Annotated in this window: 9 protein-coding genes; 1 reads left to right on the top strand and 8 read right to left on the bottom strand. The window is 74.2% G+C overall.

Annotation, left to right across the window (positions count from 1 at the left end; genetic code table 11):
- Nucleotides 1-30: 30 nt before the first annotated feature.
- The 5 genes from ACIPW5_RS18410 to ACIPW5_RS18390 form a co-directional block, all read right to left on the bottom strand.
- A complete protein-coding gene (locus ACIPW5_RS18410; protein ID WP_401245831.1) occupies nucleotides 31-2,385 on the bottom strand; it encodes a (2Fe-2S)-binding protein in 2,355 nt (784 codons plus the stop codon).
- The gene (locus tag ACIPW5_RS18405) at nucleotides 2,382-3,239 is read right to left on the bottom strand and encodes an FAD binding domain-containing protein (protein WP_401246180.1); all 858 of its coding nucleotides are present in this window, start codon (nucleotides 3,237-3,239) and stop codon (nucleotides 2,382-2,384) included. The genes ACIPW5_RS18410 and ACIPW5_RS18405 overlap by 4 nt, the downstream gene beginning before the upstream one ends.
- 449 nt (nucleotides 3,240-3,688) lie before the next feature.
- Nucleotides 3,689-5,329 carry a beta-N-acetylhexosaminidase gene (locus ACIPW5_RS18400; protein WP_401245829.1) on the bottom strand — a complete coding sequence of 547 codons (1,641 nt, stop codon included), beginning with the start codon at nucleotides 5,327-5,329 and terminating at the stop codon, nucleotides 3,689-3,691.
- 196 nt (nucleotides 5,330-5,525) lie between these two features.
- Nucleotides 5,526-5,810, bottom strand: coding sequence for a DUF3039 domain-containing protein (locus ACIPW5_RS18395; RefSeq protein WP_007264396.1), 285 nt, complete (start codon nucleotides 5,808-5,810; stop codon nucleotides 5,526-5,528).
- A gap of 28 nt (nucleotides 5,811-5,838) precedes the next feature.
- The gene (locus ACIPW5_RS18390) at nucleotides 5,839-6,399 is read right to left on the bottom strand and encodes a YqgE/AlgH family protein (protein WP_401245827.1); all 561 of its coding nucleotides are present in this window, start codon (nucleotides 6,397-6,399) and stop codon (nucleotides 5,839-5,841) included.
- 262 nt (nucleotides 6,400-6,661) lie between these two features.
- On the opposite strand from ACIPW5_RS18390, the gene murA reads away from it, so the two are divergent.
- Nucleotides 6,662-7,999, top strand: a complete 1,338-nt coding sequence (gene murA, locus ACIPW5_RS18385; RefSeq protein WP_007264398.1) for a UDP-N-acetylglucosamine 1-carboxyvinyltransferase — start codon at nucleotides 6,662-6,664, stop codon at nucleotides 7,997-7,999.
- 147 nt (nucleotides 8,000-8,146) lie between these two features.
- Here the strand turns inward: murA and ACIPW5_RS18380 are convergent, their stop codons facing one another.
- From ACIPW5_RS18380 to ACIPW5_RS18370, 3 genes are all read right to left on the bottom strand, one after another.
- A complete protein-coding gene (locus ACIPW5_RS18380) occupies nucleotides 8,147-8,428 on the bottom strand; it encodes an HU family DNA-binding protein (RefSeq protein WP_007264399.1) in 282 nt (93 codons plus the stop codon).
- Nucleotides 8,429-8,735: 307 nt separating this feature from the next.
- Nucleotides 8,736-10,169, bottom strand: a complete 1,434-nt coding sequence (locus ACIPW5_RS18375) for an NAD-dependent malic enzyme (RefSeq protein WP_401245825.1) — start codon at nucleotides 10,167-10,169, stop codon at nucleotides 8,736-8,738.
- 627 nt (nucleotides 10,170-10,796) lie between these two features.
- Entirely contained in the window at nucleotides 10,797-13,103 is a 2,307-nt protein-coding gene (locus ACIPW5_RS18370; RefSeq protein WP_401245823.1) for a HelD family protein, read from the bottom strand.
- Nucleotides 13,104-13,315: the final 212 nt, after the last annotated feature.

Below are 13,315 nucleotides of genomic sequence, written 5' to 3'. Positions count from 1 at the left end.
CGGCCGTCGCCGTGGCCGCGTCCTGACCGCTCACGCCATGCCTCCGTTGTGCTGGTCCCCGCCGAGTCCGTGCGGTCCGCCGTCGTAGCCGTCCGGGGTACCGGGGGCGTAGCCGTCCGGTGCGCCGGGGGCGAGGTGTCCGCCGAGTCCGTTCGTCGCGTCGGGGCCGGGCAGGCCGTCGGGGCCCGCATGGCCGCCGTAGCCGCCCTGGCCGGCGTCGTAACCGCCCTGGCCGCCGGCGTAGCCGCCCTGGCCGCCGTCGTAGCCGCTCGGGCCGCCGTCGAACACGCCGGATCCCGGGTTCGCGCCGAAGGGGTCGAAGCCGTCCGTGCCGTGTGCCGCCGGGTGGGCCGGGTGGGCCGGGTGGATCCCGCCCTCGCCGGGCTGCGCCTGGTGCGGGATGAGCGCCTCGGCTTCCGCCGCGCTCGCCTCGCGCTCGGCGACGACCTCGCGGACCGCCTCGATGACGCCCTTGTAGCCCGAGCAGCGGCAGAGGTTGCCGCAGAGCGCCTGGCGGGTCTCCAGGTCGCTGGGGGCGTGGTTGCCCTCCAGCAGGTCATGGATGGTCATGGCCATGCCGGGCACGCAGAACCCGCACTGCACCCCGCCCGACCTGCACAACGCCTGCTGCACGTCCGAGAGTTCCCCGCCGCTCGCAAGGCCCTCGACGGTGCGCACCTCGCTGCCGGCCGCCGTCGCCGCCGGGACCAGGCAGGAGGCGACGAGCCGCCCGTCGACCTGGACCGCGCAGGCTCCGCACTCGCCCTGCGAGCAGCCGTCCTTGGCGCCGGCCAGGCCGAGGCGCTCGCGCAGCACGTAGAGCAGGGACTCGCCGATCCACGCCCCGGTGACGGGCCGGTCGGCGCCGTTCACGCGCAGGACGTAGGAAGCCGCCGGGTGCTCGTGCTGGGCGACGGCGGGGACCCGCTCTTCTTCGTACGACGTCTCCTGCACCGGGAAGCTCCCGGTGTCGCCCTCGCCCGGGGGCGTGACAGCACGGTCGGCACCGCCGTCACCCGGCACGGGCGCGGCCTCCGCTCCGGCCGGACCGGCCGCGGGAGCCTCCGGAGCCGCCGGTTCCGCGGGAGCCGCCGCCGGGGGCTCCGCGAAGCCGTGGCCGACGCTCTCGCCGCCCTCCGCGCCCCCGTCGGCCTCCACCGGACGCGGCCGCTCGCCCTCGACCGGCATCTCGGCCGGGCCGTGGGAGGCCTCGATGTCCGGGGCGGCCGCGGGCACGGCCTCGGGCTCCGGCCCGGCCTGGAGGTAGCCCTCGGGCAGCGGGGTGCCCACACCGGGGCCGCCCAGCACCCTGGGACCGCGTCCCGGGGAGCCCGCGGGCGCGCCGGAGCCGCCGCCCGGGAGCACGCCGGAGCTCAGCAGCACCCCGGGAGCCGCCTCGGGCGCCACGGGCGGGGCCCAGGGGTCGGAGGCCCCGCCGGGCAGCACCGCCGGGGCGGGCCGGCCCCAGCCGCCGTCCAGGGCGGGGTCGCCCGCGCCGCCGGGCAGCGTCCACTGCCCCGTGGCCATCGCGTCCTCCGGACGGTGCACCGCCTCGGGGAAGTGCCACTCCGCGGTCGAGCCGGGATCCGGGTCGGCACGGGGGCCGGCGTAGGGGTCGGCGTGCGGGCCGGTGTGCAGCCCGCCGCCCAGCGTCCCGTGCGGCCCGCCGGCGGACGACTCCGCGTGCGGCGCACCGTGCGGCACGGCGTGCAGGGCGACACCCTGCCCGTCCGTGTGCAGGACGGCACCCTGCCCGTCCGTGTGCAGGACGGCACCCTGCCCGTCCGCGTGCAGACCACCGCCGTGCGCATCCGCGTGCGGCGTGCCCTGGGGCCCGGCGTGCAGCCCGCCCGAGGCATCCCCGTGCAGCGCACCGCCCGACGGGTCGAAGTGCAGCCCGCCGCCCAGCGTCCCGTGCGGCCCGCCGGCCGGGTCCGCGTGCGGCCCTCCGGTCTGCGGCTCGGCGTCCGCCTCTCCCGCGGGCGCCGCCGCGAAGGCGGCCGCCACCGACGCCGGGAGCGGGATCGAAGCCGGGATCGGCGCACGGGCGGCGGCCTCGGCGGCCGGGCCCGCACCGGGGGCAGCCCCCGCGCCGGCGTCCGGCCACTGCACCGGCATCGTCCAGGTCCCGGTGGCGGAGGGGTCCGCACTGCCCGAGCCCAGCGGCACGATCATCGGCGGCGGCACGAAGCCGTGCCCGGGCGCCGCCAGCGGCTCCCCGCGGTCGAGCGCGTCCAGCATCTCCTGCGGCAGCTGCACGAAGGCCGTGGCCTCGTTGTCGTACTCGCCGCCCTGCGGAACCGGCTCCCAGCCCCAGCCGTTGCCGGCTCCGGCAGCCTGCCCCGCGTTCCCCGTCGTTCCGCTCACGTTCTCGTTCTCGCTCATGAGGTCAGCGCCCTCCCCAGGGCCCTGCGCGCCAGCACGGCCACCGTCCGCCGCAGGTGCAGCACCGCCGAGGACACCTGCGGCCCCTGGTCGGGCACACAGGCGGCCGCGACGTACTCGCCGAAGGCCTCCAGTGCCTCGGGGGCCAGGCTGCGGTCCCCGTCCCAGTCGATCAGCGAGGCCACCCACTGCTCGGCCTCCAGCGGCCGCAGCGGCATCGGGGCCACCGCGCCGATCGCGCACCGCACACCGCGGCGGGCGGGGTCCAGCACGAGTCCCACGGACGCCACCGCGCGCCCCGGGCCGGTCCGCCCCGTGGCCTTCAGGAACACCTGCGGCGCGTGCAGCAGCGGGACCCGCACGAAGCCGATCAGTTCGCCCGGCCGCAGCATGTCGCGGCCGGCCAGCAGGTGGGAGACGGGGATCTCGCGCTGCGAGCTCCCCGTGTCGCCGAGGCTGCCGGGGCCGACGATCACCAGTTCCGCCTCCAGCGCGGCCAGCACCGGCAGGGCGTCACCGGTCGGCGCGGCCGAGGCGATGTTGCCGCCGAGGGTTCCGGCGTTGCGGATCTGCGGCGGGCCCGCGGCGCGCGCGGCGGCGGCCAGCGCCGGGATGAGAGCGGCGAAATCCGGCCGCCCCATCCGGGCGTGCGTCAGTCCGGCGCCGAGCAGCGCGTGCCCGTCCTGGTACTGCCAGCCGCGGATCTCGCTGATCCGGCCGAGGCCCACCAGGGCGGCGGGGCGCAGCAGCCCGGCGTTGACGGCGGCCATGAGGTCGGTGCCGCCCGCCACGGGAACGGCCGCGGGCATGGCGGCGAGAGCCTCGACGGCCTCGTCGAGCGAGGCCGGCAGCATCACGGACTGCGCCCGCTCCGCGTGCGGCTCCAGAGCCGAGTGCGGTGCGTGCGGCCCCTGAGCCGAATGCGGTGTGTGCGGTGCGTGCGTGGTCAACCCGGCTGCCCCTTCCCGATGTCCCGGTCCCGGCGCTCACGCCTGTCCGCCGTACGGTACGTGCTCACCGCCGGGACGTGGCAACTCTGGCACATCTTCGGGACCGCCCGGCGCGAGGGTCTCCCGCTCACCGGGGGCCGGCCCGCGCCCCGGCGCCGCCCGCGCGCGGCCGGGGCGGGAGCCCGGCGGGGCGTGCGGGCGGGGCCGGGCGACGGCCGCGGGAGGTGCCGTCCACCCTCTGCCCGAACGTCCGTTTTTCCCCGGATCGGCCTCCTTTGAGCGAGAGTTCCAAAGGTTCCCGAAGAGTTCCGCTTCCGGACGGGCGGCGCCGGAGCGCCCCCCGCGCCCCCGGGTCACACGATCGGGGGCGCGCCTTCGATCGGGCGTCCCACGACCCCGGGGCGCCGCTGCCACGGCAACGGTCCGGCCGGTGGCCGATAGTCGACCCCGAGGGCGTCCAGGCGCGCCAGATGGGCGCTCGCGCGGGCCTCGAACCCGGCCCAGTCACGGGATTCCGGTTCCGGCAGCCGCGACCACACCGTCTCGGCGAAGGCGGCCAGCCGGGGGAACACCTGGTAGTCCACCCGGGCCTGGTCCTCCATCACCTCGGTCCACACGTTGGCCTGGGCGCCCAGCACGTGCGCGGCGGCCTCCGGCGACAGCTTCGGCGGCACCGGCTCGAAGCGGTAGACGTCCTCCAGGGTGCGCACGTACCCGATGGGCATCGGCTCGTCGGGGCCGCCCGCCTGACGGTGGTCCAGGTACACCTGCTGCTCGGGGCACATCACCACGTCGTGCCCGGCCTCGGCGGCGGCGACGCCGCCCGCGTAGCCGCGCCAGGAGGAGACGGCGGCGCCTTCGGCGAGTCCGCCCTCCAGGATCTCGTCCCAGCCGATCAGCCGGCGGCCGCGGGCGGCGAGCCAGCCGTCGAAGTGCCGGATGAACCAGGACTGCAGCCCGTCCTCCCCGTCCACGCCCAGCTCGCGGATCCGCGCCTGGGCGGCCGGCGAGGCCCGCCACTGCGCCTTGGGGCACTCGTCGCCGCCGACGTGGACGAACGGCGAGACCTCGGCGGGGAAGAGCTCCAGCAGCTCCTCGAAGACCCCCTCGTAGAAGCGCAGTACCTCCTCGGTGGGGGCGAGGACGTTCTCGCTGATGCCCCAGTCGTCCCACACGCCGAGCGCGGAGGTGTCCACGGCGTCCGTGTTGCCCAGCCGGGGGTAGGCGGCGATCGCGGCCTGCGAGTGGCCGGGCACGTCGATCTCGGGGACGACCCGTACGTGCCGCTCGGCGGCGTACGCGACGATCTCGCGGATGTCGTCCTGGGTGTAGAAGCCGCCGTGCGGGGTCTCGTTCCACAGCGGGGAGGCGCGGTGGCCCCACCGGCTGCGGGGCCGCCAGGAGCCCACCTCCGTGAGCCGGGGGTGGCGCCGGATCTCGATCCGCCAGCCCTGGTCGTCCGTCAGGTGCAGGTGGAGCACGTTCAGCTTGTGGGCGGCGAGCAGGTCGATGTGGCGCAGCACCCCGTCCTTGGGCGTGAAGTGCCGGGCGGTGTCGAGCATCATCCCGCGCCATCCGAAGCGCGGGGCGTCGGCGATGGCCGCGTACGGCAGGCTCCAGGTCCGGCCGGGCCGCAGCGGCGCCTTCCGGTAGGCGTCGGGGCCGAGGAGCTGACGCAGCGTCTGGGCGCCCCAGAACAGCCCCGCGGCGTCCCCGCCGGTCAGCTCCACGCCGTCGGCGCCGATGTCGAGCCGGTACGCCTCGGGCCGGAGCCCGCCCGCCGCCCCGGCGTCGATCCGCAGCCGTACGTCGCCCCGCGCGCCGGCGGCGGGCGCGGGCAGGGCCCATCCGGTGGCGGCGCCCACCTCCCGGCGCAGCCAGCGCGCGACGCCCCCGGTACCGGGCCCGGCGTCGAGCACGGGCTCGGGGCCGAAGGCGAGGCGGCGTCCCTCCGGGTCGGGAACGGCGCTCTCGGGGAGCGGGATCAGGTCCATGCGTCAGCCCTCCGCGGCAGCCGGCCGGTCGCCCCCCGCACGGACGGCGGCAGCCGGCCCGCGGCGTGCCGCACGGCACCCGTCCCGCGGGGCGACGCTTCTCGCGCCGACCCTAACCCGCCCCGCGCACACGGCGAAGGCCCCCGGACGCGCTCGCGCGCAGCGGGGGCCTTCGGCGGCGGAAGTCAGGACCTTGCTACTTGTCCTTGCCGCCCTTGTCCTTGTCGCCGCCGGCGCCCATGGACTCGTAGATCTCTTTGCACATGGGGCAGACGGGGTACTTCTTCGGGTCGCGGCCCGGAACCCAGACCTTGCCGCAGAGCGCCACGACGGGGGTGCCGTCGAGCGCGCTCGCCATGATCTTGTCCTTCTGGACGTAGTGGGCGAAGCGCTCGTGGTCGCCGTCGCCGTGGGACACCTGCGGCGTCGGCTCTACGAGGGTCCCCGTACCAGTCCCGCGCTCGGGCTCAAGAGTGCTCATGCAGCCAGGGTACTGAACCCCGCCGGGCTCAGTTCAGCGACGGGTCGTCCAGATAGGTGGCGACCATCGCGAGCTCGCTGCGCTGGCGGCGCAGCACCGCCCGCCACAGCCGTTCGGGGTCCGGGAAGGAGACGTCGCCCGGTTCGGAGTCCACCACGTACCAGGCGCCGTCGCCCAGCTCGTCCTCCAGCTGGCCGGGGCCCCATCCGGAGTACCCGGCGAAGATGCGCAGGCCGCCCAGGGCGGTGGCGAGCAGTTCGGGCGGGGCCTCCAGGTCGACGAGGCCGATCGCCCCGTGCACCCGGCGCCAGCCGAGCGGGCCCTCCTCGCCGGGTATCACCGCGACCCCCAGGGCCGAGTCCAGTGCGACGGGGCCGCCCTGGAACACCACCCCCGGATCGCCGGCCAGCGGGGCCCAGGGGAGCAGGATGTCGCGGACGTCCACGGGGGTGGGCCGGTTGAGGACCACGCCGAGCGAGCCCTGCTCGTCGTGGTCGAGCAGCAGCACCACCGCGCGGTCGAAGTTCGGGTCCGCGAGGGCGGGGGTGGCCACGAGCAGCCGCCCTGTGAGGGAGGACACCTCGGTCATGGGCACATGATCTCGCACAATCGCCCTCCGGGGGGAGCGGGCGGCGGTACCGGATCACGCGCAGCTCAGGGCGCACGGCGGCAGAGAGAGGCGCGCGCCGCGCCGCGCGCCGGAACGCAACACTCCGCTACCTGGCGGATACCGACCGTGTTGTGCCGTATTCATGACAGTCCTACGGCCCCGTCACCCATACAAACATGGGGGTGGTGGCCCTTACCCTTACGTCTGGTCCCCTGCCCATCCACTCCGGAACGCGAGATCCATGACCGGCAACGATGTCCTGCTTGTCCACGGCGGAACCCCGCTCGAGGGCGAGATCCGTGTCCGCGGTGCGAAGAACCTCGTGCCGAAGGCCATGGTGGCCGCCCTGCTCGGCAGTGAGCCGAGCCGGCTGCGCAATGTTCCCGACATCCGTGACGTGCGGGTCGTGCGCGGTCTGCTCCAGCTGCACGGCGTGACCGTGCGCCCCGGCGAAGAGCCGGGCGAGCTGATCCTCGACCCGACCTACGTCGAGAGTGCGAACGTCGCCGACATCGACGCGCACGCGGGCTCCTCCCGCATCCCGATCCTCTTCTGCGGCCCGCTGCTGCACCGCCTCGGCCACGCCTTCATCCCGGGCCTGGGCGGCTGTGACATCGGCGGTCGTCCGATCGACTTCCACTTCGACGTGCTCCGCCAGTTCGGCGCGACCATCGAGAAGCGCGAGGGCGGCCAGTACCTGGAGGCCCCGCAGCGCCTCCGCGGCTGCAAGATCCGCCTGCCCTACCCCTCGGTCGGCTCGACCGAGCAGGTCCTGCTGACGGCCGTCCTGGCCGAGGGCGTGACCGAGCTCAGCAACGCCGCCGTCGAGCCCGAGATCGAGGACCTCATCTGCGTACTGCAGAAGATGGGCGCGATCATCTCCGTGGACACCGACCGGACCATCCGGATCACCGGTGTCGACCGCCTGAGCGGCTACAACCACAAGGCGCTCCCGGACCGCCTGGAGGCCGCCTCGTGGGCCTCCGCGGCCCTGGCGACCGGCGGCAACATCTACGTGCGCGGCGCCCAGCAGCGCTCGATGATGACCTTCCTGAACACGTACCGGAAGGTCGGCGGCGCCTTCGAGATCGACGACGAGGGCATCCGCTTCTGGCACCCGGGCGGCCCGCTGAAGGCCATCGCGCTGGAGACGGACGTGCACCCCGGCTTCCAGACCGACTGGCAGCAGCCGCTGGTCGTGGCCCTGACGCAGGCCACGGGCCTGTCGATCGTGCACGAGACGGTCTACGAGTCCCGGCTGGGCTTCACCTCGGCGCTCAACCAGATGGGTGCTCACATCCAGCTGTACCGCGAGTGCCTGGGCGGCAGCGCCTGCCGCTTCGGCCAGCGCAACTTCCTGCACTCGGCGGTCGTCTCCGGCCCGACCAAGCTGCAGGGCGCCGACCTGGTCATCCCCGACCTGCGCGGCGGCTTCTCGTACCTGATCGCGGCGCTGGCGGCCGAGGGCACCTCGCGCGTCCACGGCATCGACCTGATCAACCGCGGCTACGAGAACTTCATGGAGAAGCTCCAGGAGCTCGGCGCCAAGGTCGAGCTGCCCAACGGCGACCTGGTCTGATCTTCCCCCGCAGGGGGCCCCACGGGGCCTCCTGCGGGCCCTGGAAAGGCCTGAGGGCGGCCACCCCGTGCGGGGTGGCCGCCCTCGGCCGTTCTACGTACCACTGCCGTCCCGGGGGCCTGTGCGGCCCTCGGCACAAGGGCGGTACTACTTGCCCTTGGCGGCTTCCTTGAGCTTGGAGCCCGCGGAGACCTTCACGCTGTAGCCGGCCGGGATCTGGATGGGGTCGCCGGTCTGCGGGTTGCGCGCGGTGCGAGCGGCACGGTGGGTGCGCTCGAAGGTCAGGAAGCCGGGGATGGTGACCTTCTCGTCGCCCTTGGCGACGATCTCGCCGACGGTCTCGGCGAGGGCGGCCAGAACGGCGTCGGCGTCCTTGCGGGTCACCTCGGCGCGCTCGGACAGAGCGGCCACCAGCTCACTGCGGTTCATGTTGTACTCCCGTGTTCAACTTGCCTTAGAGGCGTGAGATCGAAGCCGATGCTGCCAGGGCCCTAGGACAGTGCCCGGACCCGGGTCTGAACGTCAGACCCTCTCGCCCGGTTACGCATCCTGCCCCCACCAGCGGCGGGAAAGCCAATCCGGCACCCGCCAGGGTCACACGAAAAGCGCCACAGTCACGCCTCCGTGACGCTCCGTCCGCACCAGGGGCTCCGGTGGATGCGGACCGCGGGCCACGCGGGCATCCCCGCAACCCTATGGGCGCCCCGCCGGGCCCGCATCCCGCGACGCGCCGGTATCAGACCGTGGGCCCCGTCACAGCGGGGGCCTGGGCGGCCTGCGCGGCCTTGCGGACGGCGCCCGCGACGGCTCCGGCGACCTTGTCGTTGAAGACGGACGGGATGATGTAGTTCGCGTTCAGCTCGTCCTGGCCGACGACGTCGGCGAGGGCGGCCGCGGCGGCCAGCATCATGTCGGTGTTCACGGTGCGCGACTGGGCGTCGAGCAGGCCGCGGAAGACGCCCGGGAAGACCAGCACGTTGTTGATCTGGTTCGGGAAGTCCGAGCGGCCGGTGGCCACGACGGCGGCGGTCTGGCGGGCGACGGCGGGGTCGACCTCCGGGTCCGGGTTCGCGAGCGCGAACACGATGGCGCCGTCGGCCATGGCGGCGACGTCCTCGCCCGAGAGCACGTTCGGGGCGGAGACGCCGATGAAGACGTCGGCGCCGACCACGGCCTCCTTGAGGGTGCCGGTGTAGCCCTCGGGGTTGGTGTTGTCGGCGATCCAGCGCAGCGGGGAGTCCGGCGCGGCGTCGACCAGGTCGGGGCGGCCGGCGTGCACGACGCCGTGGATGTCGGCGCTGACGGCGTTCTTGACGCCCGCGGCGAGGAGCAGCTTCAGGATGGCCGTACCGGCCGCGCCGGCGCCCGACATGACGACCTTGACGTCCTCAACTGCCTTGCCCACCACGCGAAGCGCGTTGGTCAGGGCGGCCAGGACGACGATGGCGGTGCCGTGCTGGTCGTCGTGGAAGACGGGGATGTCGAGGGCCTCGCGCAGGCGGGCCTCGATCTCGAAGCAGCGCGGCGCGGAGATGTCCTCCAGGTTGATGCCGGCGAAGCCCGGGGCCATGGCCTTGACGATCGCGACGATCTCGTCGGCGTCCTGGGTGTCGAGGCAGATCGGCCAGGCGTCGATGCCGGCGAAGCGCTTGAAGAGGGCGGCCTTGCCCTCCATGACGGGCAGCGCGGCCATCGGGCCGATGTTGCCGAGGCCCAGGACGGCGGAGCCGTCGGTCACGACTGCGACGGAGTTGCGCTTGATGGTGAGGCGGCGCGCGTCCTCGGGGTTCTCGGCAATGGCCATGCACACGCGGGCGACGCCCGGGGTGTAGATCATCGAGAGGTCGTCACGGTTGCGGATGGGGTGCTTGGACGACATCTCGATCTTGCCGCCGAGGTGCATCAGGAAGGTTCGGTCGGAGACCTTGCCGAGGCTGACGCCCTCGATGCCGCGGAGCTTCTCGACGATCTCGTCGGCGTGCGCGGTGGAGGTGGCGGCGATCGTGACGTCGATACGGAGCTTCTCGTGCCCGGAGGCGGTGACGTCGAGGCCGGTGACCGACCCTCCGGAAGACTCCACGGCGGTGGTGAGCTGGGAGACCGCGGTTCCGCTCGCGGGCACTTCCAGGCGGACCGTCATCGAATACGAGACGCTGGGCGCCGTTGCCATGGCCGTGTTTCCTCTTCTGTCCCTGGTTTCGCTGTACACGGATCCGGCCCGACACCGTCCAGCGATGGGCAGGCGGGCAGGACCTGTTGTCCGATCGTCCCACCTACCAGCCGGTACAAGGTAACCAGCTACAAATTTCGGAAAGACTCTTCCACCATACGAGAGAATCTCAGTGCTCGGAATGGTGTGTTAATACAAAACAGGTCCGCGCCCCCCACTCGGTGGAGGGCGCGGACCTGTTGATTGGACTAAAGACACCGACCCGCCATGCTCGCCTCGCGGCAAGTGGTCGCTCTAAGCGACGAAGGTTGGGCCCGGGGGCTTGGATCGAGCCGGTGTCGTACCCAGGCTAACAAAGGATCGCCGGAAGCGATCCCCCCTCCCGCGAGTTGGACGCGCCGGATCACGCACCTGGCCGCGGGCCGTCCGGGAACGGCCCGCGGAAGCCCCCTGGCGGGCCGGCGGACGGCCGGACGGGGGTCACGCACGGTCAACACCCGCCGGGCCCCGGCAGACCTCCACCACACCTCCGCCCGGCCTCCGCCGGGAGGCCTCCGGGGGCCGTGGCGGGTCCGGGCGGGTCCTCGGCGGGCCACCCGCCCGGACGCGCCGCCCGGACGCCCGGTGTCACGGCTTCAGCAGCTCCGGGACCCCGTCCGCGTCCGGCTCGTCACCCGCCGCCGAGACCACCGTCAGCTGCTGCGTCGCGCGCGTCAGCGCCACGTACAGCACCCGCAGGCCCGCCGGGGACTCCGCCGCGATCTCCGCCGGGGAGACCACCACGGTGGCGTCGTACTCCAGGCCCTTCGCCTCCAGGCTGCCCAGCGCCACCGCCCGCTCGCCCAGGTCCGCCAGCCAGCCCGCGGCCTCCGCGCGCCGGTCCATGGCCACGACCACGCCCACCGTGCCGTCCACCTGCTCCAGCAGCCGCCGGGTCTCCTCCCGCACCGCCGCGCCCAGGTCCTCCCCGGCCGCCGTGAAGCGGGGCTCCAGGCCCGTCGAGCGCACCGCCGTCGGCGGCTCCATGCCCGGCATCGCCAGCTCCAGCACCCGGGCGGCCACCTCGGCGACCTCGGCCGGGTTGCGGTAGTTCACGGTCAGCGTGAACCGCCTGCGCGGCCGCCTCCCCAGCGCCTCGTCCCGGGCCGCCGCCGCCTCCTCCGGGTCCGTCCACGAGGACTGCGCCGGGTCCCCGACCACCGTCCAGGTACCCGTACGTCCCCGCCGGCCCACCATCCGCCACTGCATCGGCGTCAGGTCCTGCGCCTCGTCCACGATCACGTGCGCGTACTCGGTCCGCTCAGCGGCGATCCGCTCGGCCCGCTCCCACTGGGTCTCCTCGCGGGTCGGCATCAGCTCCTCCAGCCCGCTGAGCTGGTCCAGCGGGTCCATCTCCCGCTTCCGCTTCGGCCGCGCGGGCGCACCGAGGAGCTGGTTCAGCTCGTCCAGCAGGGCCACGTCGTGCACCGAGAGCGGGCCGGAGCCGTCCGCACCGACCCGGCGCAGCGAACGCGCCAGCTGGCGCGTCTCGCGCGGGTTCAGGTCCCGCCGCGACCAGCGGCCCAGCCGCCGCTCGTCGGCCATGGCCGCCAGCACCCGGCGCGGGGTCAGCTCCGGCCACCAGGCGTTCAGGAAGCCGAGGAAGTCGTCCTCGGTGGAGATGTCCTCGTCGAACGCGCTGCGCAGCTCGGCCGCCAGCTCCGGGTCGCTGTGCCGGCCGGACGCGCCCGTCTTCGCGTACAGGGCATCCAGGAGCAGCTTGCGGGCGCGCGGACGCAGCAGGTTCACGGGGGCGGTGCCGCCGAGCACGTTCTGCCGGATCCGGTTCAGCTCCGGCGCCTCCAGCTCGACGCGGCGGCCGAACGCCACCACCCGCAGCCGCTCCGGCGCGCCGCCCAGCTCCAGGGCGCCCCGGACGGCCTTGCGGAGCACCTTCAGCATCCGGGAGGAGCCCTTCACGCGGGCCACCTGCGGCTCGTCGTACGTACTCGCCTCGGCCCCGTCGACGAGCGACCCGAGCGCCCGGATGGCGACCTGGCCCTCCTCGCCGAGCGAGGGCAGGACGCCCTCGGTGTAGGCGACGAGCAGGGGGGTGGGCGAGACGATCAGGATGCCGCCCGAGTAGCGGCGGCGGTCCTGGTAGAGCAGGTACGCGGCCCGGTGCAGGGCCACCGCCGTCTTCCCGGTGCCCGGCCCGCCCGCCACCTCCGCGACGGAGGCGGCGGGGGCGCGGATGACCAGGTCCTGCTCGGCCTGGATGGAGGAGACGATGTCCCGCATGGTGTGCGTACGGGCCCGCCCGAGGGCGGCCATCAGCGCGCCGTCGCCGATGGCGGGCAGCTCCCGGCCGTCGAGGGCGGCGGTGACCTCGGGACGCATCAGGTCGTCCTCGACACCGAGCACCTTGCGGCCCTTGGAACGGATCACCCGACGGCGGATGACGCGGCCCGGGTCCTTCGGGGTCGAACGGTAGAACGGCGCGGCCGCCGGGGCCCGCCAGTCGATGACGAGGGGCGAGTAGTCGGAGTCGAGCACACCGATGCGGCCGATGTGCAGGGTCTCCGCGATGTCGGCGGTGAGGTCGGCGCGGATCGCGTCGTCGGCGGGCTCGACGGAGGTGTAGGCCCCGTCGGGCCCCCGCTCCCCGTCCTTGCCGAGGACGAGGTCGATCCGTCCGAAGAGGAAGTCCTCGAACTCGTTGTTGAGCCGGTTGAGGTGGATCCCGGCGCGGAACACCTGCGCGTCCCGCTCGGCGAGCGCCCCGGGCGTGCCGACCTGGCCGCGCTTGGCGGCGTCGTTCATGAGGAACTCGGCCTCGTGGATCTTCTCCTCAAGGCGTCGGTACACCTGATCGAGATGCGTCTGCTCGACCGCGATCTCCCGATCGCGGACGGAATCCGCCGTGCTGTCGACAGCGGCATTCTGCGCGGCCACCAAGGCCCCCTTCTGACGTGCATGGGCGACCGTCAACCGTACGCGAATCCGCCCGCTCTCCGCACGCCGGTCCCGGTGCTGGGCGGGTTGCGGGTTTGATCGGGGCGGGGGTGGGGGTGGCGGGGCGGGGTGCCGGGGGGGGGGCGGTAGCCCCTTGGGCGGTCTCAGGGAGGGTTGGGGGGTTTTGGGGGGGGGGGGGTGGGGTTGGGTGT

The organism is Streptomyces sp. NPDC090077, from assembly GCF_044747545.1.
GTDB lineage: Bacteria > Actinomycetota > Actinomycetes > Streptomycetales > Streptomycetaceae > Streptomyces.
The sequence above is the reverse complement of the archived record's forward strand: the minus strand, read 5'-3'. Positions and strand labels throughout refer to the sequence as shown.

Excerpts from the sequence above, each read along its gene's own strand:
- ACIPW5_RS18410 (WP_401245831.1), bottom strand. The coding sequence starts at position 2,385 with ATGAGCGAGAACGAGAACGTGAGCGGAACGACGGGGAACGCGGGGCAG.
- ACIPW5_RS18390 (WP_401245827.1), bottom strand. The coding sequence starts at position 6,399 with ATGACCGAGGTGTCCTCCCTCACAGGGCGGCTGCTCGTGGCCACCCCC.
- ACIPW5_RS18380 (WP_007264399.1), bottom strand. The coding sequence starts at position 8,428 with ATGAACCGCAGTGAGCTGGTGGCCGCTCTGTCCGAGCGCGCCGAGGTG.
- murA (WP_007264398.1), top strand. The coding sequence starts at position 6,662 with ATGACCGGCAACGATGTCCTGCTTGTCCACGGCGGAACCCCGCTCGAG.
- ACIPW5_RS18395 (WP_007264396.1), bottom strand. The coding sequence starts at position 5,810 with ATGAGCACTCTTGAGCCCGAGCGCGGGACTGGTACGGGGACCCTCGTA.
- ACIPW5_RS18405 (WP_401246180.1), bottom strand. The coding sequence starts at position 3,239 with ATGCTGCCGGCCTCGCTCGACGAGGCCGTCGAGGCTCTCGCCGCCATG.
- ACIPW5_RS18400 (WP_401245829.1), bottom strand. The coding sequence starts at position 5,329 with ATGGACCTGATCCCGCTCCCCGAGAGCGCCGTTCCCGACCCGGAGGGA.
- ACIPW5_RS18375 (WP_401245825.1), bottom strand. The coding sequence starts at position 10,169 with ATGGCAACGGCGCCCAGCGTCTCGTATTCGATGACGGTCCGCCTGGAA.